The 22,672-nt window shown below is 37.9% G+C and carries 16 protein-coding genes and 3 pseudogenes; all 19 read left to right on the top strand.

Translation table 11 applies throughout. The annotated features are described in order from the left end of the window. Positions 1-8 precede the first annotated feature (8 nt). The 19 genes and pseudogenes from IFU39_RS14775 (at position 9) to IFU39_RS14865 (ending at position 22,552) form a co-directional block, all read left to right on the top strand. Positions 9-1,328, top strand: a complete 1,320-nt coding sequence (locus tag IFU39_RS14775; RefSeq protein WP_192133331.1) for an LLM class flavin-dependent oxidoreductase — start codon at positions 9-11, stop codon at positions 1,326-1,328. 149 nt (positions 1,329-1,477) lie between these two features. Further along, a complete protein-coding gene (locus tag IFU39_RS14780; protein ID WP_192133334.1) occupies positions 1,478-2,305 on the top strand; it encodes a sugar phosphate isomerase/epimerase family protein in 828 nt (275 codons plus the stop codon). 308 nt (positions 2,306-2,613) lie between these two features. After that, a complete protein-coding gene (locus IFU39_RS14785; RefSeq protein WP_244660986.1) occupies positions 2,614-3,267 on the top strand; it encodes a stalk domain-containing protein in 654 nt (217 codons plus the stop codon). 70 nt (positions 3,268-3,337) lie between these two features. Next, a complete protein-coding gene (locus IFU39_RS14790; RefSeq protein WP_192133336.1) occupies positions 3,338-4,201 on the top strand; it encodes a phosphate ABC transporter substrate-binding protein in 864 nt (287 codons plus the stop codon). A gap of 105 nt (positions 4,202-4,306) precedes the next feature. Continuing rightward, a pseudogene (gene pstC / locus IFU39_RS14795) lies at positions 4,307-5,274 on the top strand (phosphate ABC transporter permease subunit PstC). Next, a pseudogene (pstA, locus tag IFU39_RS14800) lies at positions 5,271-6,174 on the top strand (phosphate ABC transporter permease PstA). The pseudogenes pstC and pstA overlap by 4 nt, the downstream one beginning before the upstream one ends. Before the next feature lie 96 nt (positions 6,175-6,270). Further along, positions 6,271-7,025, top strand: a pseudogene (pstB, locus tag IFU39_RS14805) (phosphate ABC transporter ATP-binding protein PstB). Positions 7,026-7,298: 273 nt separating this feature from the next. Further along, positions 7,299-7,577 (top strand): hypothetical protein, encoded by a 279-nt coding sequence (locus IFU39_RS14810; protein ID WP_192133338.1) that lies wholly within the window; start codon positions 7,299-7,301, stop codon positions 7,575-7,577. A 1,035-nt stretch (positions 7,578-8,612) separates the two neighbouring features. Further along, positions 8,613-9,692, top strand: coding sequence for a glycosyltransferase (locus IFU39_RS33415; protein ID WP_192133340.1), 1,080 nt, complete (start codon positions 8,613-8,615; stop codon positions 9,690-9,692). Positions 9,693-10,639: 947 nt separating this feature from the next. Continuing rightward, a complete protein-coding gene (locus IFU39_RS14820) occupies positions 10,640-11,656 on the top strand; it encodes an ABC transporter ATP-binding protein (RefSeq protein ID WP_076217258.1) in 1,017 nt (338 codons plus the stop codon). Next, the gene (locus IFU39_RS14825) at positions 11,653-12,435 is read left to right on the top strand and encodes an ABC transporter permease (RefSeq protein WP_192133342.1); all 783 of its coding nucleotides are present in this window, start codon (positions 11,653-11,655) and stop codon (positions 12,433-12,435) included. The genes IFU39_RS14820 and IFU39_RS14825 overlap by 4 nt, the downstream gene beginning before the upstream one ends. A gap of 9 nt (positions 12,436-12,444) precedes the next feature. Beyond that, the gene (locus IFU39_RS14830) at positions 12,445-13,227 is read left to right on the top strand and encodes an ABC transporter permease (RefSeq protein ID WP_192133344.1); all 783 of its coding nucleotides are present in this window, start codon (positions 12,445-12,447) and stop codon (positions 13,225-13,227) included. A gap of 17 nt (positions 13,228-13,244) precedes the next feature. Beyond that, complete coding sequence (locus IFU39_RS14835; protein ID WP_192133346.1) at positions 13,245-16,040, top strand: glycoside hydrolase family 3 C-terminal domain-containing protein; 2,796 nt, start codon at positions 13,245-13,247, stop codon at positions 16,038-16,040. Between the two features lie 437 nt (positions 16,041-16,477). After that, positions 16,478-17,860, top strand: a complete 1,383-nt coding sequence (locus IFU39_RS14840) for a glycosyltransferase family 2 protein (RefSeq protein ID WP_192133348.1) — start codon at positions 16,478-16,480, stop codon at positions 17,858-17,860. 689 nt (positions 17,861-18,549) lie between these two features. Beyond that, on the top strand, positions 18,550-19,575 hold the full coding sequence (locus IFU39_RS14845; protein ID WP_192133350.1) for a thiamine-phosphate kinase: 1,026 nt from the start codon (positions 18,550-18,552) through the stop codon (positions 19,573-19,575). A 68-nt stretch (positions 19,576-19,643) separates the two neighbouring features. Beyond that, positions 19,644-20,144 (top strand): dCTP deaminase, encoded by a 501-nt coding sequence (locus tag IFU39_RS14850; RefSeq protein WP_192133352.1) that lies wholly within the window; start codon positions 19,644-19,646, stop codon positions 20,142-20,144. Next, on the top strand, positions 20,141-20,659 hold the full coding sequence (locus IFU39_RS14855; RefSeq protein ID WP_076216326.1) for a dCTP deaminase: 519 nt from the start codon (positions 20,141-20,143) through the stop codon (positions 20,657-20,659). The genes IFU39_RS14850 and IFU39_RS14855 overlap by 4 nt, the downstream gene beginning before the upstream one ends. Before the next feature lie 319 nt (positions 20,660-20,978). Then, positions 20,979-21,578 carry a deoxynucleoside kinase gene (locus IFU39_RS14860; protein ID WP_192133354.1) on the top strand — a complete coding sequence of 200 codons (600 nt, stop codon included), beginning with the start codon at positions 20,979-20,981 and terminating at the stop codon, positions 21,576-21,578. Positions 21,579-21,589: 11 nt separating this feature from the next. Next, the gene (locus IFU39_RS14865) at positions 21,590-22,552 is read left to right on the top strand and encodes a pyruvate kinase (protein ID WP_192133356.1); all 963 of its coding nucleotides are present in this window, start codon (positions 21,590-21,592) and stop codon (positions 22,550-22,552) included. The last annotated feature ends 120 nt before the right edge of the window (positions 22,553-22,672 follow it).

The raw sequence follows: 22,672 nt of genomic DNA on the forward strand, positions 1-22,672 counted from the left end.
GAATATATATGTCGCAACGACAATTGAAGTTGGGAGCTAATCTGAACGGAGTGGGTAACAGCATTCCCTTTTGGCGTCACCCGGATATTCCAATTAACGCGAGCGTTAGTCTGGAATTCTACAAGAAGCAGGTGCGTATCGCTGAAAAAGGGAAGTTTGATCTGCTCTTTATTGCAGATGGTCTCTTTATCAACGAGAAGTCCAATCCTCATTTTCTCAATCGCTTTGAACCTCTGACGCTTCTGTCCGCACTCGCCGGGGCAACTTCCCACATCGGGCTGGTTGCTACATTGTCTACTTCCTATAGTGAACCCTTCACGGTTGCGAGGCAATTTGCCTCGTTGGATCAATTAAGCGATGGGAGAGCCGGATGGAATGTGGTTACTTCACCTCTGGAAGGATCGGCACTGAACTTTGGCAAAGGCGAACATCCCAACCATGCGCTGCGCTACGAAATTGCAGAAGAACATTTGAATGTGGTCAAAGGCCTTTGGGATTCCTGGGAGGACGATGCCTTTGTCGGAGACAAAGAGCAGGGCGTATTTTTCGATCCTGCCAAGCTACATACGCTGAATCACAAGGGAGCGCATTTCTCGGTACAGGGTCCACTTAATGTGGGGCGTTCGAAGCAGGGCCATCCGGTGATTTTCCAGGCGGGCTCATCTGAATCTGGTAAAGATCTGGCCGCCCGATCGGCGGATGCCGTCTACACAGGACATGAGACGCTGGAGGAAGCAAGGGAGTTCTACCGGGATGTGAAGGCAAGAGCGGTGGCATATGGACGTCAGGCAGAAGATATCCTGATCTTCCCGGGCATCGGCCCGATTGTGGGTAGAACTGAGGAAGAGGCGGAGCAGAAGTATCAGGAAATTGCCGAACTTGTTAGTATTGATCAGGCGTTGAACTATCTGGGGCGGTACTTCGATCATTATGACTTCTCCCGATTCCCGCTGGACGAACCTTTTCCCGAGATTGGGGAGATCGGCAGCAACAGCTTCCGCAGTACAACGGACAAGATCAAGCAGCAGGCACGCGAACAGGGGCTGACCCTGCGCCAAGTGGCGTTGTTAGCGTCTACCCCACGTACATCGTTCATTGGTACACCGGATCAGATCGCAGATCAGATGCAGGCATGGTTTGAAGGCGAAGCGGCAGACGGATTCAATGTTCGTACAGTAGTACCCAATGGATTGGAAGATTTCGTGGAGCTCGTTGTTCCGGTTCTGCAAGAACGAGGGCTGTTCCGTACAGAATATGAACATGAGACGCTAAGGGAGAATCTGGGTCTTGAGATTCCGCGTAACCGGTATGCGCTGGAGAGCGTGTGATAGAGATGTTAGAGCGGGAATGACGTTAATGTAACGTTGTTGCGGCTCTTTTTTGATGGTTTCTTTTTCGGAGAGTACTGCTATTATAAAATGATAAAGAAAATGATACACAAGCTGCAATTCCAGACGAGTCACAGGAGGAGATTGGGATGATTAGAGGGTTAACGAATGCGGGACTGGGCAATATCGAGTCTGATGAACAATATATCACAGAAGCGGCCAAGCACGGATTCGGATCTGTAGATTTGAATCCGCTCTCATTGATTGAGACGTATGGCAAAGAACGGGCGCAACATCTGCTGGAAAGCAATCAGGTGATCATCGGTTCATCGGGCCTGACGGTAGAGTGGCGGACGACAGATGAGCAGTTTCGTGAGGGTTTGCAATCGTTGGTCGCTATGGCAGAAGCTTCTGCTGCGCTAAACTGTTATAGCTGTTGCACGTATATTTTACCCTCAACGGATCAACCGGCAGCGCAATTTATGGCCGCCGCTACGAAACGCTTGAGACTCTGTGCAGATATCTTGGATGCTTACGGGATTAAGTTAGGTCTGGAGTTTGTTGGCTGCCACCATTTGCGGACACAATGGAAGAATCCGTTTATCTGGCGTGTGGAAGATACGCTGGACTGGATCGAGACGATCCATGCGCCTAACGTAGGTTTACTGGTAGATTCCTATCACTGGCATACAAATGGTTTACCGATGGAAGATCTGCTGAAACTGAAGAAAGAGCAGATTGTTCATGTTCATATTAATGATGCCTATGATCTACCCGTTGAAGAATTGCTGGATTATGAGCGTTTGTATCCCGGCGAAGGGGTCATTGATCTGGGTGGATTTCTGAGAAATCTGCAGGCGATTGGTTACAATGGTGCGGTGGCTCAGGAAGTACTGGCAACGGCATCGAATCTTGGTACGAACGAACAATTTGCCAAGTCGAAGGCTGGGTTCGATCAGGTGTTTGCCACAGTATAATGTATGAGAAAATATATAATGACAGCAAGGGCCCATACATTCTGTATGGGTCATTTTGTGTGTCTAATCATATGAATGTATTGATATGAAAACATTGACATTTCGTTAAAAATTCCGGGATTTTCCATTTACAATTCGCTCCTATAATTACAAACGTGATAGGTCATTTTTACTATGAACGTGGAAGTTTGGGGGGATGAGGCGGACAAGCTCTCATACTGATGATACATGCAGAATACCAGACAGCAGGGCACGGCATACAAGGCAAATTTATATGGAGAAAAGAAGGGTGACCAAAGCCAATGTCAATGAAAAAGGTGTTAGTAGTGTCCATGGTAGCCACAGTATTAACAACTTCTGTGGTTAGTGCAGTATCAGCTGCTCCAGCAGTGAAACCTGCGGCTAGTAAAGCTCAGGTGCATAACTCCACGCTTACAATAAACGGAAACAGCGTCGTTGTTCGTTCCATCGTGAAGAATGGTGAGACCCTTGTGTCGCTCCGTGATGTGATCAAGGCTATTGGCGCGCAAGCGGAAGTACATAGTGGAACTACGGTGATTAAGTTAAATGGTCACACGGTGCAGTTAACGACTTCAACGGATGACAAAGTGTTTGTATGGTCCGTTGACGGGCAGAAAGCCTACTACGTAAGTGTACCATCCGAGGATGGCAATGCTTCGCTGCAATCTGTGGATTCATCCCAGGAGGCAACAACGGTGTATGGCGTTCACGATGTAGAGCAAGCGATTCTATCGGGTGACGTCTTGTACGTACTGGTTGCGCAAGATGACAGCAATAGCGTCATTATTTCCATCGACACGGTGACAGGAAAACAAACCAAGTTATATACCGTATCTTCCGATGTATCCTCCATTACCGTTGCCGGACCACAAATCGCCGTGATTGAAAACGGCCGGGTTCTGGTTCAAGCGGCTGGCAGCTGGAGAGCTGTTACGAAGTAATTTTTTTGATCCAGAATGATAGACACGTGTTGATATTAATTATTTTATAATTCGAGAGGAGTTTATAAAAATGAAAAAATGGATCAAACCCTTCACAGCAATGCTTATGGCTGTATCGCTAATTGGTGGACTTGGAGGAGCGACGACGGCATCCGCTGCCAAGAGCACAGAGAAAGGTAAAATTGTCATCAACGGTTCATCGGCGTTGTTTCCACTGACTCTTCAGGCTGCAAGTGAATTCAAGAAAGATAATCCAAAAGTTAAAATCTCGGCTTCCGCCGCAGGTTCCATTACAGGCCCTCAATCCGTACGTAAAGGAATTGCCGACATTGGTGCTGTGGACTGGGACGCATCCAAGGATGTACCTGGCTTCAAGAAATTTGATGGAATGGTAGCCAATCCGGTAGCGGTAACGGTATTTACGGCTGTTGTTAACACCAATGTGGGTGTAAGCAGTCTGACCACGAAACAATTGCAGGATATCTTCTCTGGCAAAGTGACCAACTGGAAAGACGTCGGCGGTGCGAACGCCAACATCGTTGTTGTTAACCGTAAGTTTGGTTCCGGCACACGGGTCAACTTCCAGCAAAAATCGCTCGACGGCAAGGATTTCATGAGCAAAGGCGATAACTATAAAGAAGTTGGCTCCAGCGGTGATATGAAAACAACCATTGAAACGACACCGAATGCGATCGGTTATATTGACCTTCCTTATGTAACTAGCAAAATGAAGGCTGTATCCACCAATGGCGTTGCACCAACAGAGAAAAATGTTCTGAACAAAACCTACAAAGTATGGGGTATCGGATATTACATGACCAAAGGTCAACCTACCGGTGCAACCAAAGCGTTCATTGATTACATCCAAAGCAGCAAATTCCAGAACGGTTCCCTGAAAAAGCTGAAATTCATTCCGCTTGCGGCTGTAAAATAACGGAGCTTCAAACGTTCGTCATTCTCACATTTCATAAGAACAGGGATAGCCAGCTTCTGCGCACGTTCGCAAGCTGGCTTCTCTATGTGAAAGGAAGAGCACTTCATGATTGATTTGAATCCATCCACGAACAGCCCCGCCACAAGTGAGCTTGGTACAAGTATTGGCAAGGCTCCTGAATCGGGATCACGGTTTAACCGTAAGGCGCGTTTAAGGTGGTCCAATAACCTGTTTCGCATGGTATGTATCGGCAGTGCGATCTTTGTATGTCTGGTTCTCTTATGTATCTTAATCCTGATGCTTCGTACCGGCGTTCTCACTTTTGCGGATGTGTCGCTGCGTGAATTCTTTTTCTCCACGAACTGGGACCCGGAAAATGAACATTATGGTGCACTGACCTTTATCCTCGGAACACTGGCTCTTACGGGTCTCACAATGTTGTTCGCCATTCCACTCTCTGTCACATTGCCGTGTTTCTGGCCGAAATGACACCCAAATGGCTTCGCCATATTTTGCGTCCTGTCTTGGATCTGCTGGTGGGTATTCCTTCTGTGGTATACGGTTTCCTGGGACTGACGATCCTCATCCCCTGGCTAAGGGATATTAGTGGACGTGATCTGGCTGACGGATTACTTGCTGCGTCCATTGTACTGACCATCATGGTGCTTCCTACGATTAACCGGATCAGTGATGATGCCATATCTGCCGTACCGAACAAATACCGTGATGCAGCCTATGCACTCGGTACGAACCGATTCCAGACCGTGACTCGTGTTGTCTTACCTGCTGCCAAAGGTGGGATTATGTACGCGGTTATTCTCGGGATGACTCGTGCGATCGGTGAGACGATGGCGGTGGTGATGGTCATCGGTAATACAGCGCAACTCGCGAATAGTCTGTTCACACCAACAGCCGTGCTGACCAGTAATATCGTCATGCAAGGCTCTAGTGTGGAATTCGACTCTACCTGGAATCATGGTCTGTACATGATGGGCTTTATCCTGCTGGCGATATCAATCCTGATGATCGTTATCGTAAGACTGCTTCAGAAGAGAGGGGACCGAAACGTATGAGTGTGAAGAAGCAGGCGAACGCTGCTTATTCTTTTGGCAAACGGAGAAGTTCATCGATGGTGATGGATCGGCTCTTTACCGGCATGGTATGGGGCGTTGGTATTGTCGTCATTTTATTTATTGTTGGACTGTTATTCTTGCTGCTGAACAAAAGGATTGCCTCTGCTAAGCTGGGATTTTCTCTATGGTGTTCCTAGTGAGATTGAAGAAGGGGGAGGGATCGGCCCGGCGCTGTTCAACTCGTTCTATGTGTTGATTCTGTCCCTGCTCATCTCCATCCCGGTTGGTATGGCGGCAGGCATATATCTGGCAGAGTTTGCACCAAATAATAAGCTAATCGAGACCGTTCGTATTTGCGTGGAGGGATTGTCCTCTGTGCCATCCATCATCTTTGGATTGTTCGGTATTGCCCTGTTTGTGGAGTTTTTTTGAAATTGGTCTTACCATTCTGGGCGCAGCCGTCAGTCTGGCTTTCTTGAACCTGCCTGTGCTAACCAGAGTAACGGAGGAATACGTCAGGGCAGTTCCGGTGGAACTTCGCAATGGATCGTTTGCGCTGGGTTCAACGCATCTTCAGACGATCCGCCAAGTGTTGTTGCCGGTGGCTATCAACGGGATCATGACGGGTATTTGCCTGACGGCAGGTCGGGCATTTGGTGAGAGTGCCGTCATTATTCTAACCGCTGGAGTGTCTACCTCAGGGGAGATGTGGGACTTTAATTTGTTATCGCCGGGAGGAACCCTTGCCGTACATCTCTGGTAAATTCAATCGGAAGCCATTTGCCGGATGCCGAGGAAATTGCGCAGAAAACCACAGCGGTGCTGATCTTTATAGCGTTGCTCATTAATGTGCTGTTCCGTGTATCCTTGTGGTTGAAAGCACGTAAAAATCAAGCCTGATGAAAGAGGGGGCCGCTACTCGGTATCCTCTGGAACAACTCCAACTGTTTAAGCTGAATCTGCAAATCATTCCATTTCAACCCGGGAGGGCGCCTTGTGCAACCTATTATTGAGATCAATAAATTGAATTTGTATTACGGTCAGTTTCAAGCGCTGAAGGATGTGTCCATTAAAATTCCTGAGCGGGCAATTACTGTATTTATCGGACCGTCGGGTTGTGGCAAATCAACCCTATTGCGTACGCTCAACCGTATGAATGACCGGATACCCGGCACACGGATTGAAGGCAAAGTAGCGTAGGGGGAACTGATACCTATAACGGTGAAGTCCATGTGGAGACCCTTCGCAAGAAGATCGGCATGGTCTTCCAACAACCGAACCCTTTTCCGAAATCCATCTATGACAACGTGGCTTTCGGCCCTAAACAGCATGGTATTCATGGTAAGAAAAAGCTGGATGAGATTGTAGAGCAGAGCCTGCGATCTGCTGTCCTGTGGGATGAGGTAAAAGACAACCTGAAGCGCTCTGCGTTAAGTCTGTCTGGTGGACAACAACAACGCCTCTGTATCGCACGTGCGCTGGCAGTGGAGCCGGATATTCTGCTGATGGATGAAGCGACTGCTTCGCTTGATCCCGTGTCTACCTTCAAGATTGAGGAGCTGACGCATGAACTGAAGGAGCACTATACCATTGTGATGGTGACTCATAACATGCAGCAAGCCGTTCGTGTATCCCAGCAGACTGTTTTCTTCCTGAACGGCGAAGTAGTGGAGTATTCAGCTACCCAAAGCATGTTCGCCGAGCCAGTCGATGTGCGTACGCAGGATTATATTAGTGGTAGATTTGGTTGATTGTTTTTTTGTTGAGGAATGTGGAAGTCTTTCAGATATAATCTGAAAGACTTTTTTCTGTTTTGCATGCCTAGCCAAGCTAGACACAACTAGCCGGTGAAAGTCCGGTCTGGGTAAGCCAAAGTAAAAGATCGACAACTTCAAAACGTACTATATCTGGCGGCCAAGGAGCATCCAAGGTGCCGGTTTCATGCATTATATGAAAAGGTTTACCGAGAAGATGTTCTCTGGGGAGCATGGAAACAGGTTAAGGCAGTGGGGGGGGGCGATGGAGTGGCATTAGACACCATCGTTCAGGAGTGTGGTGCCGAGCGCTTCCTGGAGGAACTGGGAAACAAGCTGATAACCGGAACCTATCATATCGCTCCCAGCCTGCAGGACGGAAAGAACTTCCGAATCCGGATGGGAAGATTCGTCCACTCGATCAATATAAAGCACATCGGAAATGTTAATGTCAAAGGTGAGCTCCTAAAATCAGTTAAGTCACTTTTTCGGTCTACAAAAGATAAAGATGTGAAAGCTGGGCAGCAGTTAACGTATGATCTGTTTTAGGGCTAGAATATAAAAAGAGAACAAGATAACTCCAGGGTTAAAGACTTTACTTATGAATACGAACTAAAGTTTATTGTTGACAATGTGACTATAGCCAAGATCTCCATTGAAGGTAACGGCAGTGTATGAACAGGGGCTATATTTTTATCATATTTAACAATAAGTGGAAAGGATATAGACACTAATAAGGTAAGTCTCGTGCCGAAAATTCATTAAATTTTACAATCTCCCTGCTCTATCTAATTTTATATTACGGTCTTTCCAAAAAAAACAAACGACTAGAGGAAACAGCTCATGGCCTTCTGAACACTCCAAGTATCTTATAGTAGTGCAAGTGAGAGAAGCATTTTTCATTAGTGGGAGTATTATATTCATTTGTGATATATTGTATTTTATGATGCGTAGGAAAATAGGATTAGAAATATAGAATGAATAATCAAGTACTTGCTAGCTTCATATTGTTTCTATTCCTTCTATCCAGTGCAACAAATGCGTTGGTTCATTTGGAAAGAACAGATTCAAATGAAGGCTACTATTATTATCATTTGTGGTAGTACTTATTCAATTACTAATTCATCTAGTGCTATTCTTGCATATAATGTTGTTTTATTGAACAAAATGGCTTATAATGGGTAATGTTGGATGTGAAGTTCCAAGATTGAGAAGTATCTAATAAATAATACAAGTGGAATTAATACATATTAAAAAAGTATGCTTAGGCTTCATTACAGACCTCCAAAATTCCGGCAGGTTATGATGACCTGTACAAAGAGAATATTGTTAAGTATTCTAACGATATAAATGAAAGCGCTTTTTTTGTATTCATCATTATTTAAGTAATTTACACTGATTTTACTATCAAATAATGAAGAGTTTGCAAGTAAAAGGGTTCTATCTGTTTTGGAATTGTAAGGCTCTTTTTATGGAGGATAAAGGGATGAAGATATTTAATATGTCATATTGTAAAACGTTTTCGTTCCTAGCTTGGTCTGTGCTCTAAGTTTTGCAATGAAATTAGAAAGGTAAGGTGAATGAGTGAGATTATATTTTTTTGTCGATTATAAACTTGGCGGACGTGGTGGTATGGAAACAGTGATTAATTTGATTGCTACATCACTATTGAAACGTGGGCATGAATTAAAGCTTATATTAACTGAAAAATCTGATGATCCTTATTGGGAAAGGTTTCTACCAGTGGAACATATGTTTAGTGTTGAAACTAAGTTTCAAGATGAGGAAGATAAGTTTTCGACTCAATTGTTAGAATGTGTGAATATTATTAAAAAGGAACCGTTCCCTGATGCTATTGTTACACTTTCTCCTTTCTCAACTAAAATAGCGAGTGAAGCAGTAAAAATTCTAGATATATATTGTAGTGTAGTCACTTGGCTTCATTTCAATCTAACAAATATAAGAAAGTGGGAAATGGTTTCTTACGCTGATGGTCACCTTTGTATTAGCAGTGGTTTACTTAAGGATTTAGAGAAATTCACTCCTCAAATACCAAGTAAATTAATATACAATCCCGTTGTTTTAGGAGATCAATTAATACCTAGATCAAGTTCCGGGAGGATCGAATTACTGTATGTTGGTAGATTGTATAATTATCAAAAGAGAGTAGATTTAATAATCAATGCTTTGTCACAAATCCAAGGGGATTGGCATTTTACAGTTATTGGTGAGGGGAAAAATTATCCAGATTTAATTGAATTAGCTGAACAAAAAGAAATAAATGACAAAATTAGTTGGTTGGGTTGGAAGGATGACCCATGGTCATGTATACGAGAAGTAGATGTTTTATTGCTTGCTTCAAACTATGAAGGCTTTGGTCTTGTTTTAGCAGAAGCTCTTTCTAGAGGAATAACGGTTGTTTCAAGTGATTGTCCATCCGGCCCAACAGACATTGTGAGAAATGGTGAAAATGGATGGCTATTTCCGTCAGGAGATGAAGAAGCGCTTGTCGATATTTTGGACGGTATCATCAATAAATCTTTAAAATTACCAGAATCTGAAATTTGCTCACAATCAGTAGAACGTTTTAGTACTGATCAAGTGTCCAATAAATTTGAGGAAGAACTTCTAAATATAGTTCAATTAAAATTAGAAAAGCTTTGATTTAACTCGCATTTAAAGTTTACTTTCAAGTTTGAAAATGATAGAAAGTCGCTATGTATCTTTAAGTATGCCTGTTTTCTTTGGAAATAAAAAAACGAACCTCTATTTCGATGCATTTAATTTTCGGTTTCGTTACCAGCACGAGAGTTTGAAGAGTTTCTTCATTCGTCAAACTGGCTGTGTTTTTGTCAAACGAAAGAGTGAGTAAACTTGAAATGCCAAATAATTGAAAAGTTTGACTCTTCGGTAATGAAATTGTTGCCTGGTTTGGATATTAAGTCGAGCTTACGTTAGCAATGGTGTCAAATCGGCAAACTTGAAGGATGCCTATATCTAAAGAGAAAAGTATAACTTGGACAAGTATTGCATTCTTTGAGTTGGATTCAGATTATGACCTTATGAAGGTGTATGAATCTGCTCAATACGTCAAGGCACAAGGATTATACCTAATAATCCTCGAGGACAATAGTAACCGCTTACCAGGAGGAATTTGAATGGAACAACCTACATTGCAATGAGATGTTTAATGATCTATTCGGGATGACGACGATTATCTGAATTTTATATCCATATGCATATGAAGCAAGTGTGCGATAGGTATAGTAACCTGTTTAGTCTTCAAAGTAAATGTCAAAGATGATCTGCGGCTCTATGCACCCCTCATCACGATATATTGAAATAAAGAAAAATACGACAAATGTTCTAGGTGTAAGCTAGAATGAAAATAAAGTTCTAAGATATGCGAATAACAACGAAAATTAGATACATCAATGTAATATTTTTTTAAAAAAAGTTCTCACCACTTTTGCTTTTACCTCTAAAAGCCGTATATTAGCCTCTAATATGATGGCTGGATTTAACCAAAAGGGCTTTATGCATAGTGATTAATTAAATTCATTATGTATAACTTGGATTTTATCTATAAAACATGAAGGGGCTAATTAAACATGATTAAAGTTGAAAATTTAAAAAAAATTTATAAACAACCTATAAAAGAAACTGGTTTAAGGGGAAGTATAAAGCATTTTTTTGCACCGAAACATGTTTATAAAAATGCAGTGGATGATATAAATTTTGAAATTTTAGAGGGAGAAAGCGTTGCTTATTTAGGTAAAAATGGTGCAGGAAAATCTACGACTATTAAGATGCTAACAGGTATTTTGCAACCTAGTGAAGGTAAAATCTCCATTAACAACATTGACTTGAAAACACAAAAATTAGAGTACAAGAAACAAATTGGAGTAGTATTTGGTCAAAGGACTCAATTGTGGTGGGATCTACCAATATCTGAGTCGTTTAATTTGATAAGAGATATATATGAGATTGATGACAAAACTTACAAAGAAAATTTGAGAGTGTTTAATGAAATACTTAATTTAGGTGAATTTTCACATCTTTCTGCTAGAAAAATATCTTTAGGTCAAAGAATGAAAGCTGACATAGCAGCAGCTTTATTACATAACCCTAAAATTTTATATCTTGATGAACCGACCATAGGACTAGATATTGTTGCTAAAGAAAAAATACGAGCTTTTTTGAAATTTATCAATAAGGAATATAAAACTACAATCTTACTTACCACACATGATATTGGAGATATAGAAGAGATTTGTGAGAGGTTAATTTTGATTGATTCAGGAAAGGTGTTTTATGACGGAAGAGTAGACTATATATTAGATACCTACGGCCGATTTAGAAAAATTCATGTCAGAACAGAGGATTTTGTTGATATTAGTAAACTGTACAATCAGATTAACGGTTCAAATATAAGTATAGAGGGAACTTCAGATAGAGAATTTTCCATTTCTTTCGATTCTACTAAAATATCAATGAAGGAAGTACTTGATGGAACTATGCGTGTTGTAGACATAATTGATATGCAAACTGAGCAAACAGGAATTGAACATATATTGAAACAAGTTTATGAGGGCACACTTAATCTTGGGAAAGAGGAAGACAATTGAAAAAATATTTGTCAGTTGCTAAATGTACTCTACAAGTAAAGATAGCTTATCCGGTAACTACCTTAATTGATATATTTATTAGTATTATTTCATTAATCTTAATGTTGAATCTGTGGGGAACGATATATGCAGGACAATCGGTAATTGCTGGATATACGTGGAGTGACATGATAACCTATCTGGTTCTAGTTTTTATTATAAATACTGATTCTAACTCTGAATATAGATGCGCTAAAAGAATTATAGACGGTTCGATTGCTATGACACTCATTCGCCCTATGAGTCACAACAAAAACACTATGACTGAGATTGGGACCACCATTGCTTTTACAACTGTTATTAATCTAATGATTGGTTTTATTATTCTATTATTTCTAGGTAATGGTTACCTCAACTTTAATTTTAATATGTTATTCTTTTTCTTCAGTTTTATCAATGCCCTTCTTATAAAATATTTAGTTGTTTATACATCCTCGTTAATGTCGTTTTGGACTCATAATGTTCAAGGAGTAATGTGGACAAGAATTGCAATAGTTAATTTGTTCTCAGGGGCGCTTGTTCCGCTCGAGTTTTTCCCTCAGTGGCTGAAAAACATTTGTGAAATTTTACCTTTTCAAACAATTATACATACACCGATAAGTATATTCTTAGGAGGAAACGATTATACAACTATGATAAGTCTTATAATGAATCAATTTTTTTGGATATTGTTCTTTTGCATTGCTGTGAAATTTATTTATCATTTTGGAATAAAAAAATTAACTATACATGGAGGTTAGCAAAGGTCAATGATAAGGAATCTAAAAATTTACTTTATTTTGCTCTATGCTAATCTTAGGGTTTTAGTCAGATTTCGTGCCGATTTCATTTTATTAATTTTAAGTGGAAGTTTAACTCAATTCTTAGGTGTTATTTTTATATTAACCATCTTCAATAGAATTCCTAGTATTGATGGGTGGAATCTTCAAGAGATTCTTCTGATATATTCCATTGTTTATGTAATTGAGGGATTGGTGTCAATTTTCTTTGATGGATTATGGTCTCTCACATCAGTTGTCAACTCTGGTGAGTTTGATAGAATTCTACTGAGGCCAGTCTCTCCTATGATTCAAATAGCAACTCTTGGATTTGGATCTCAAGGAATTGGTAATAGCTTAATAGGATTAGTACTTTTGAGTTATTCTATGATTCATTTAGATCTGTTGAGTGCTTTGAATATATTGCTGGTTATAGTATTCATAATTCTTGGAGTTATCATTCGTGTATCAATAAATTATTGTGTTGCGACTATTTCTTTTTGGACTAAAAATGGAAATCCTTTGATGATAGCGAACCATAGTCTTTCAGAATTTTCTAAATACCCTATGAGTATATATAGCCTTCCATTGCAAGCTCTTATAGTAGTAGTTCCGTATGCCTTTATAAGCTATGTTCCTACCGTAATATTATTACAAAAAGAAGGATCGTTAATATTTTTATCAATGTATCCTCTGATAATCGCATATAGTGTCTATTGTATGCTTAGATTTTTTGGGATAGCCATTCAGAGATATGAAAGTTCAGGTCACTGAGAGAAGGAGAAAACAAGATGAGTATATTTAATAACCATTTTAAAAACATCGAAGAAAGATTAGACGACCTAATTAAGAGATTAACACTTGAAGAAAAAATATATCTGATGCCAACAAACCAGCGAGGGATTGAGAGACTAGGCATTAACGAATATGTTATAGGTGGAGAAGCTGCTCATGGTTTAGCATGGCTTGGTAAGGCAACTAGTTTCCCGCAACCGATTGGTTTATCTTCTACATGGAACACTAAGTTGATGAACAGAATAGGAGAGACTATTGGGAAAGAAGCCAGGGTTTATTATCAAAAATTAAATAAAAAGAGAGGGCTTACTTTGTGGGCGCCAACGGTAGATCTACTAAGGGATCCTCGTTGGGGTAGAACAGAAGAAGGATATGGTGAGGATCCTTTACTTACTTCAATGCTTGCCCGTTCGTTTGTAGAAGGTATGCAGGGAAATCATCAATTTTATAAAAGAGCTTTATCTACTTTAAAGCACTATATGGGGAATAATAATGAAAAGAATAGATTAGTATCCTCATCGAATATTGATAATAGAAATAAATACGAATATTATATCAAGCCTTTCAAGGAAATCATAAAGAATTATGGAGCTTTTTCAATAATGCCTGCCTATAACAGTGTAAATGGATTGCCTTGTATAATAGATCCGGAAATGAAGGATATTATAAAGCAATCTTGGGGACTAGAAGGGTATATTGTGAGTGATGCAGGTGATATGAAAATGCTAGTTGATTCACATAAATATTGTTCTTCATATGCAGAAGCTGTATCACTAGTTATTAAAAGTGGAGTAGATAGTATTAATGATGAAGCTGAATTAGTAGTAACTTCAATTAAAGAAGCATTACAACTAAACTTACTTGAGGAATCAGATCTTAATAGAGCGATAAAAAATGTATTTAGAGGAAGAATTCAGTTAGGTGAATTTGATCCAGATCACTTAAATCCATATTCCAGTATTCCAGAAGAATATCTTTGTTGTGAAGAAAACAATTTATTATCATTAGAAGCAGCTAGAGAGTCCATTGTTTTGCTAAAAAACACCAATAACTCCCTTCCGCTCAATACAAATCTGCTTAAAAGTGTAGCAGTGGTAGGACCATTGTCCAATGTTTTATATAGAGATTGGTATAGCGGTGATTTTTCTTATAAAGTAACCCCATTGCAAGGAATAATTAATAGAACTGGCTCAGCAATCGATGTGAATTTTCATAATGGAAATGATTATATAGCAATAAAATCAAAGAAAACTGGAAAGTACTTGTCCGTAAACCAAACCACAGGTGAGATAACGGCAAGTGGTGAACAAATTACCGATAATGAAATTTTCGAATATTGTGACTGGGGATGGAATAAGAAGACAATTAAATCTATGCTGAATGATAAATATGTTACCTTCCAAAAAGAAATATCGGCTACTGCAGAAGAGGCATTTGGATGGTTTGTCAGAGAAGTATTTAGTACTATTGATTTACAAAATGGTGTCAGCATAAAAACCTGGAATAACAAATCTCTATCCGTTATAGACGATAAGGTTAAATTTAAAGAATCACATGAGGAAAGTAATGATTTGAATGAAGTTTTTGAATTAGAGGTAATTGTAAATGGCGAAAATGAAGCGATGAAAGTAGCCAATCAATCAGATACTGTAATTGTGTTTGTTGGTAATAATCCTCTGATAAATGGCAAGGAAGATGAAGATCGCCCTGGATTAGAACTTCCAGAATCTCAACTAAACCTAATAAAAAATATGTATAATATTAATAAAAATGTTGTTGTTTGTATAGTTGGGAGCTACCCATTTACTATTACTGAAGTTGATAACTTAGTGCCGTCAATTTTATATGCTTCGCATGGTAGCCAAGAACTTGGAAATGCACTAGCAGAGGTGCTCTTTGGAGATTATAGTCCTGCTGGTAGGCTATCGATGACTTGGTATCGTAATCTTGAAGGTCTAACTGATATATTCGATTACGATATAATAAATGGAGGACGAACATACCTCTATTACAAGAACCAAGTATTATATCCATTTGGGCATGGATTAACGTACACTAAATTTACGTATTCCGATCTAACAGTAAAAAATACTGATGATGTAAATGTGGTCGTCTGTTTCGATATTACCAATACTGGTCTTAAAGTAAGTGATGAAGTAGTTCAGGTATATGTACGTTGCAATTCTAACAAGTTGAAAAGACCATTGAAAGAGTTAATGGCATTTGAGAAAGTTAATCTTAATCCAAGTGAAAATAGGAAGATCGAATTCTCCATCCCGATTTCTAAACTTGCGTATTGGAATGTTAGAGAACAGAGATATAGCGTTGAAGAAGCAGTGTACACATTTTCGATAGGATCTTCTTCAGAGGATATTCGTTTAGAGCAAGATATAAAGATCATGGGCAACGATAAACCGTCCAGATCTTTGAAAACTAAAACAAAAGCTGAAAACTATGACTACGCTTTCAATGTATTGTTATCCAAGTCTAGTAGCGGAGAGCAAGTAGTCTATACTGAAAGTGAACAATCTTGGTTATTATTTAATGATGTGATTTTAGAAGAGGATACCTCTTTGGAATTGTACGTAAACTCATATCTTAAAGATCTAGTAATAGAAGTTAGAGAAGGAGGAGTTCTAGGAGCGTTATTAGATAGGAAGGAAGTTGCAAAAATTGGAGAATGGTATAGTGTTAATTTGGATATAAGTTGCTTAATCGAAGATAGAAAGTCTACTAATCTATGTATCAAATTTAGTAAAGGTGTATACATTGATTGGATAAAGATGAATTAAGTAAACTCACTCCAAAACCTATTAAATAAGAAGGGGGAATATATGGGACTTTTCAAGAGAGCGTCTGAAATTGATGTTATTTGGTTTATACATGAAAATAATAGTTTTTATTGCTGAGAGGGATATCTAAACGAGTTTTCTTCCTCTTATGCTGAGGATAACTTTTTCTTCGGAGAAGGTAACCTTATCTGTCTGATAAACCTGATATACACTTGAGGAGCTCTCTTTTTTTATTCTATAAAGTTTCATTTCGTCATATAACAACGAGTTATAGTTATAAATGGCATCCCGTTTTAAATACATCAGTGATTTGCTTGTAAAGACATAGAGTTGAGGGTTTATACATGACTGAGAAACCTCATCAACGAGTACATCATTAGCAAATGAAGCCATTCGTTTTAGGATATATGGTGAATATTCGACTAGGAGGAAAAAAGTTGTTTTTATCTATAATTATACCTACTTACAATAGATCAAGTTTATTAGAGAAATCGTTAAAATATATAACTGAACAAATTATAATTGTAGACGTAAGTTTTGAAGTAATTATTGTGGATGATGGTTCATCTGATAACACGAAAGATGTTTTTGAAAAGTATAAAAAAAAGGTTTCACATATTAAATATATTTTTCGGGAGAGAGATGATCTTTCTGGTAGAGCAAGAGCTAGAAACGCAGGGATAGAAGCTAGTCAGGGGTTGTGGATTACATTTTTAGATTGTGGAGTATTAATTCCAAACGATTTTGTTGGAAATATTTACTCTATAACTAAAGAAAGAGGTGAAAAACTGGTCGTTTATCATTCTGTACTAGGTATGTATGTTGAGCCTGAGAAAGACGATGTTTCAGTTATAGACTGTGTTTCACCTACAAATTTCAAAAAAATTACAGAAGAACTGTCAGGCATCCCTGAATGGATAGATCGAAGAGCTGGACTTTTTGAAATGACTAATAATGAATTAAGCAATTTATCTGCTCCTTGGTCAATCGGTTGGACTGCAGCATTAACTACTTCTAATTATCTATTAAAGAAAATAGGCGGATTCGATGATGCTTTTCTAGGTTGGGGAGCAGAAGATACAGATATGTGTTACCGACTATTCAAAGAGGGGGCTTTATTTATTGCAGATCAGGCATCTACTTGTTTGCATATTCCTCATCTTAGTTCATCAGAGAGTTCAAATGAAAAAACGCTTAGTAATGCAAGGAATGAATTAATGTTACATCGTAAACAGTATTCTTTTGATACAGAGTTGTATTTATATTACCCTGGCCCTTATTATAGTCAGGCTCTGAGTAAATATAATAATTTAGTTTTACAGCATATAATTCCGCGTTATAAAACAAAATTATTTGAGTGTATAAATCAAATAATAAGCAATTCTTCGAGGGTTGCTACAATTGGAATTGATAACTTCGCATTTATTAATCAATTGAATACTGCAACTGACATATTTGTTCAAAATAAGAATACTTTTAATTATTTAGGGGTGCGTTTTCCGGATAAAAATATAGTGTATCTACTTGGTGTTAATACGCCATTTTTAGATAAATACTTTGATGCGATTATAGTTAGTGATTATTTCAGAATATTTAGCGAGAAAATCTTAAAAGATTTCATTCAGGAATTGCTTAGAATATCAAAAAGACTATTTTTTATATATACTGAATCCTTTAGTTCAGTATTGAAAAAAGTGGAAAATGCAAGTTGGATAGAATATGAAAATTTAATTATTATAACTCAGGAAAATAATATTAATGTTGTTGAAATAGAAGAAAACAATAAAAGTAAGATTTTTGAGATCATCAATAATATTTGAAAATTTAATAATTATGATAGTTTATTCATTATTTGAGATACTTCATTTCGTTTAAAAGTCTTTTCGATATTTATGCATCATTGATTACTAATTTCATGATTAGTGCCAATGGAAATGTATACTGGTAATATGTATTTGGTTTTTTAAATGTAAATTTTTAAATAATTTACAAAGTTGTTTTTATCTGTTAAAATAGGTATAATCATTCATGCGATATTCAATAATAAAAGTTTCCGTGCAAGGGTTACCGAGCTAATTTTTGCGAAGCTGTGGAGCGAATAGTTAGAACAAAACCCAGAATCGTAAAGATTCGTAAACTTTGTTTCAGAAGCTAGCATCTGCATCGAATGTGGAACATGGTATAAAAGGAAAACCGAAATTCCGAAAACATGGTAAGAGAGTATCCCTTTTTTACGCTGAACACAGAATATATTTTATATACGCAAAACATAGCTAACGAGTGAACAACCGTAAGTTATCCAAAAGGAAGAGTTGCTCGCCGTAGATCAGTTTAAGGAAAGCAATATTATTACATCACGTCCCTCCCAAATAAACATTTGCTGAAATTTTTCTGTACTACATAATTTATTTCAATTTATGCAAACGATATCATGGACACTCGAAATTGCGTTGGTGTTTCAGGCTTTTCGTTATTTGGATGCGAACTTTATTAAGGAAGGGAATTTTGTATGAGCGAATTGATGTTGAAAGAGTATGGAGAAAAGCGGTTAATTGAAGAGATCATAATTCCTATGATAAACCCTATGAAGGCGAATTCGTTAGCCGGAGATGATTGCGCTGTGATTCCTATCGGAGAAAGTGACTGCGTTACAATGTCAACTGATCGTGTACCGGCTGATCTTTTAAGCTATGAGTTGGGACTAATTAATGATTATGAATTGGGATATTATTTAGCATCGTTAAACATCAGTGACATTTATGCCAGCGGATCGCAACCTTATGGAATTCTGCTAAACTTAGCTTTTAACAAAGATATGAAAGTAAGTCAATTTACTCAAATCATGGAGGGTGCAAAGAAAGCCTGCGAAGATAATAATTGTTTAATTTTGGGTGGAGACTTGAGTGATAGTGTAGAAATGAATTTGGCAGCAACTTCGATCGGAAAAGGCAAAATCCCTAATTTGATCTATCGTTCTGGAAGTCAAGATAACGATTATGTTTTTGCTACAAAGCATATTGGAATAACTCCGACTTCATTTAAGTATTTTACAAAAACCAAAGGAGAAGGGTTTACGTTTAACGAAACTGAGGAGGAAATCTTAAAATCGGTATTCAAATACCCCCTACTCAGTTGTGAGTTGTCACGAATGTTGTCTGAAATGAAACCGAAATATTCAATAACTTGTATGGACAATACCGATGGTGTTTATCAATCTTTACATGAGATTGCGAAAATAAACGATATGCAGATTACATTGGATTTCGATAAATTACAGATTCATCCACTGAGTTGGAAAATTACTGAGCATGAAACAATGGGGATTCTCGATCTAGTTTTTAATGCTGGAGCAGATTTTCAGTTAATTGGAACGCTTGATAAGAATATTGAAAAAAACGATCTAATTAAACTTGAAGAGGCGGGATTATACATAATAGGAAGAATACAAAAAGGCAATAATACAGGGGCTGTTTTCTGCAATAGAGATAGTCAAAATTACGAAATAAAAGCCTCAGGCTGGAATTATTATATTTGATTTGATATTTAAAACAAAGCGATAGTGATTTAGCGTTTAAATTACCATCGCTGGAAGGGAGGGCAAGCATGATATTGACAGGCAACGAAATTAGGAAAATGATAAAAAAAAATAAAATAGATATTATCCCATTCAACGAAAAACACTTGAACCCCAATAGTTATAATTATCGACTCGGTGATTTTTATCGCGAAGTAACGGTGAACGAAGAGGGGGAAACCATAACTTCTGAAATCAAACATATAAAAGAAGATGGGATAGTGCTTATGCCTAACCGCTTGTATCTAGCAACTACCAATGAAATTATTGGCAGTAGCCATTATGTGACATCGCTCATAGGACGATCTTCTTTAGGAAGATTGGGTTTGTTCTTACAATGTTCAGCAGATTTGGGGAACTTAGGAGAATCACATAAATGGACTCTGGAGTTGAAATGTGTACAACCAATCAAAATTTATCCATCGATGATTATTGGACAAGTAAGCTTTTGGGAACCCCAGGGTGATATAAGTTTATATCAAGGGAGTTATACTCATTTTAACACTCCTGAAGGGAGATTAGAGGCATGATATTAACTGGATGTGAAATTGAAAAAGAAGTGATAAACGAGAATATACATATTACTCCATTTAATAAGCGACAGATTAATCCCAACAGTTATGATTTTTCGTTAGGAAGCAGTTTAAAGGTATATAAGAACGATATACTGGATCCGAAGGTGAAACAGGAAACAGAAGATATCGAAATACCTAAAGAGGGATTGGTCTTACAATCGAACCGCATTTACTTAGGTTTTACAAATGAAATTATGGGGAGTAATAAATATGTGCCCATAATACGCGCTAAGTCTTCAATAGCTAGATTGGGACTGTTTGTTCATATTACAGCGGACTTGATTGATATCGGATCCATCAATCAATGGACATTACAGTTACATGCAGTTCAATCTGTAAAAGTATTTCCTAATATGTTGATAGGACAGGTCACCTTTTGGGTGCCAAAAGGTGAGATTGTGTTATACGATGGCAAATATCAAGGGAGTAAAGGAGCTAAGGCATCCCAGATATATAAAGACTTTGTTTAAGGAAGCTTTAGATTAGAGATAGGCTGATATAGGGAACCAAAGGGGACTTCTTAGTCCCCTTTGGTTGTGTTATGCTTTTCGTCATCTTTAACAAGGCTCATTCCTTATTTGGTATCACTTATTAAGTAAAACACCAATGTGGTAATTCTCTTTTTTACATTTTTTATAGTAATATTGATGTAATTTCAAGCGGAGACATGGAAAACAATTTGAAAAAACACATTCATGAAACAAGAGCGGATTTGATGCTATGTTTCTAAAGCTTTGGTATTTCTCTGCGTTTTCGAGAGGTATACAAAATAGAAATGGAGGAAATTTTATGGGGAAACATATTAGCATTTGTGGTATGGGAGGTGCAGGGAAAACGACCTTTGCTAGAGGCCTAAATGCTTTCATGCAGAAAGAATTGAGCAATGTTATTTATTATCATGGATTTGCTCCTAGCGAGAACATTGATTCTTTACGCAAAGTGACAAATGATGCATTGTATAAGTATTTCAACGACGAGTTGATTTCTTTAGCCTATTTACTGGACTTAAGAAGTGTTTATGAAAAAATTCAATGTGATTTGGAAAATGGCGGAACTGTTCTTACGGAAAGATTCTGGTTATGTTCTAAGGTCTTTTCATCTGTTTTGGGTGTAAACCAGTTTTTTATTGATGCATTTATTAGAACGCTTAAAACTCCAGATCTTGTAATTTTATTAGACATTGATCCCGAAGTAGCCTACAAACGTTTGTTACAAAAATCTAAGCCGATGGAGAACAATGATGGCTTAGAGAACCTTATTAAGGCCAGAAAAATGTATTTAGAAGCATGTGCAACTTTTGAAAATGTTATTGTCGTTGATAACACAGAGCCATTGTCCGAAGAAAGCTACATGAAACTGTATAGAAAAATACTTAATTTTGCACTTTAAGGAGTGATTGTATGGATATAATAGCCACAATTGGGCGGATACATGTTGGTAATGCTTTGGATGCACAAATTGAAGAGCTATTACGTCAGGGTATAAATAGTTTGCGCTTTAATTTAGCAAAATACGACGATTTAAATGAACTACATGAACGAGCTATCGAAATAGCTAAATTAAAGCAAAAACATTCCATTAGAATTATGCTAGACTTCCCATTTCCATATAAGAAACCACGTCTGTATCTAAATAACGAGGCTGGTGTCTATACTGTAAAGCCAGAACACTTGTTTAAAATATCAATAAATTCGTCAAATACTATTTTCGTCGATGATTCTCGTGTTTTAGAATTAAGCATTGGAGAAACCATATATTACTCTGATGGTGAAGGTGTTTGGGTGGTAGAAGAAGTACATACAGATCATATTGTTGTGAGAGCTAAAAATTCATGCATAATTTATACTGGAAAATCTATCTCCATTGGAAAATTAATGAAAAGCCAATTACTGAATACATACAGAGAAATTACTGAGGTAGTTAATCCTGATAGCATAGCTTTGTCATTTGTGATGAATTCTACCGATGTGCTCGAGTTTCTGGGTAACAAGACACCTGATTTCGAAATCATAAGTAAAATTGAGACTCAAAATTCTGTTTTAAACATTGACGACATTGCATGCCATTCAAACATCATGATAGGAAGAGGAGATCTTAGGCTTTACGCTGATTATAATAATCTTTACCAGTTTCAAGAACAAATTGCTAAGAGTACAAGAAATCTAAACAAAAAATTGTATTTCGCTACTGGAATTCTGCAATCATTAGCAAAAAACGTGATTCCTAACCCTGCAGAAATTATAGATGTGACAAAAATGCTTGAGTACAATCCGGGTGGTATCATTTTAAATACTGAAGTAGTGATTGGAAGAGTGGATATTGCCGTTTCTATTATTAACAAAATATTGGCTCAAAAGCAATGAAAAAGCAACGCTTAGAAAAAGTTCCTTTTTAAATCTATATTAAAAGCTGAATATATTACTATTTGAAGTATTTAACATGTTTTTGAATCACTTGGTTAGATTTTCTGGTGTTTTGCATCT

The organism is Paenibacillus sp. CFBP 13594 (genome assembly GCF_014842675.1).
GTDB classification, from domain to species: Bacteria; Bacillota; Bacilli; order Paenibacillales; family Paenibacillaceae; genus Paenibacillus; species Paenibacillus amylolyticus_B.

Coding starts and splice junctions, on each gene's coding strand:
- IFU39_RS14865 (WP_192133356.1), top strand. CDS start 21,590: ATGGATATAATAGCCACAATTGGGCGGATACATGTTGGTAATGCTTTG.
- IFU39_RS14790 (WP_192133336.1), top strand. CDS start 3,338: ATGAAAAAATGGATCAAACCCTTCACAGCAATGCTTATGGCTGTATCG.
- IFU39_RS14775 (WP_192133331.1), top strand. CDS start 9: ATGTCGCAACGACAATTGAAGTTGGGAGCTAATCTGAACGGAGTGGGT.
- IFU39_RS14860 (WP_192133354.1), top strand. CDS start 20,979: ATGGGGAAACATATTAGCATTTGTGGTATGGGAGGTGCAGGGAAAACG.
- IFU39_RS14850 (WP_192133352.1), top strand. CDS start 19,644: ATGATATTGACAGGCAACGAAATTAGGAAAATGATAAAAAAAAATAAA.
- IFU39_RS14830 (WP_192133344.1), top strand. CDS start 12,445: ATGATAAGGAATCTAAAAATTTACTTTATTTTGCTCTATGCTAATCTT.
- IFU39_RS14835 (WP_192133346.1), top strand. CDS start 13,245: ATGAGTATATTTAATAACCATTTTAAAAACATCGAAGAAAGATTAGAC.
- IFU39_RS14820 (WP_076217258.1), top strand. CDS start 10,640: ATGATTAAAGTTGAAAATTTAAAAAAAATTTATAAACAACCTATAAAA.
- IFU39_RS14785 (WP_244660986.1), top strand. CDS start 2,614: ATGAAAAAGGTGTTAGTAGTGTCCATGGTAGCCACAGTATTAACAACT.
- IFU39_RS14845 (WP_192133350.1), top strand. CDS start 18,550: ATGAGCGAATTGATGTTGAAAGAGTATGGAGAAAAGCGGTTAATTGAA.
- IFU39_RS14780 (WP_192133334.1), top strand. CDS start 1,478: ATGATTAGAGGGTTAACGAATGCGGGACTGGGCAATATCGAGTCTGAT.
- IFU39_RS14855 (WP_076216326.1), top strand. CDS start 20,141: ATGATATTAACTGGATGTGAAATTGAAAAAGAAGTGATAAACGAGAAT.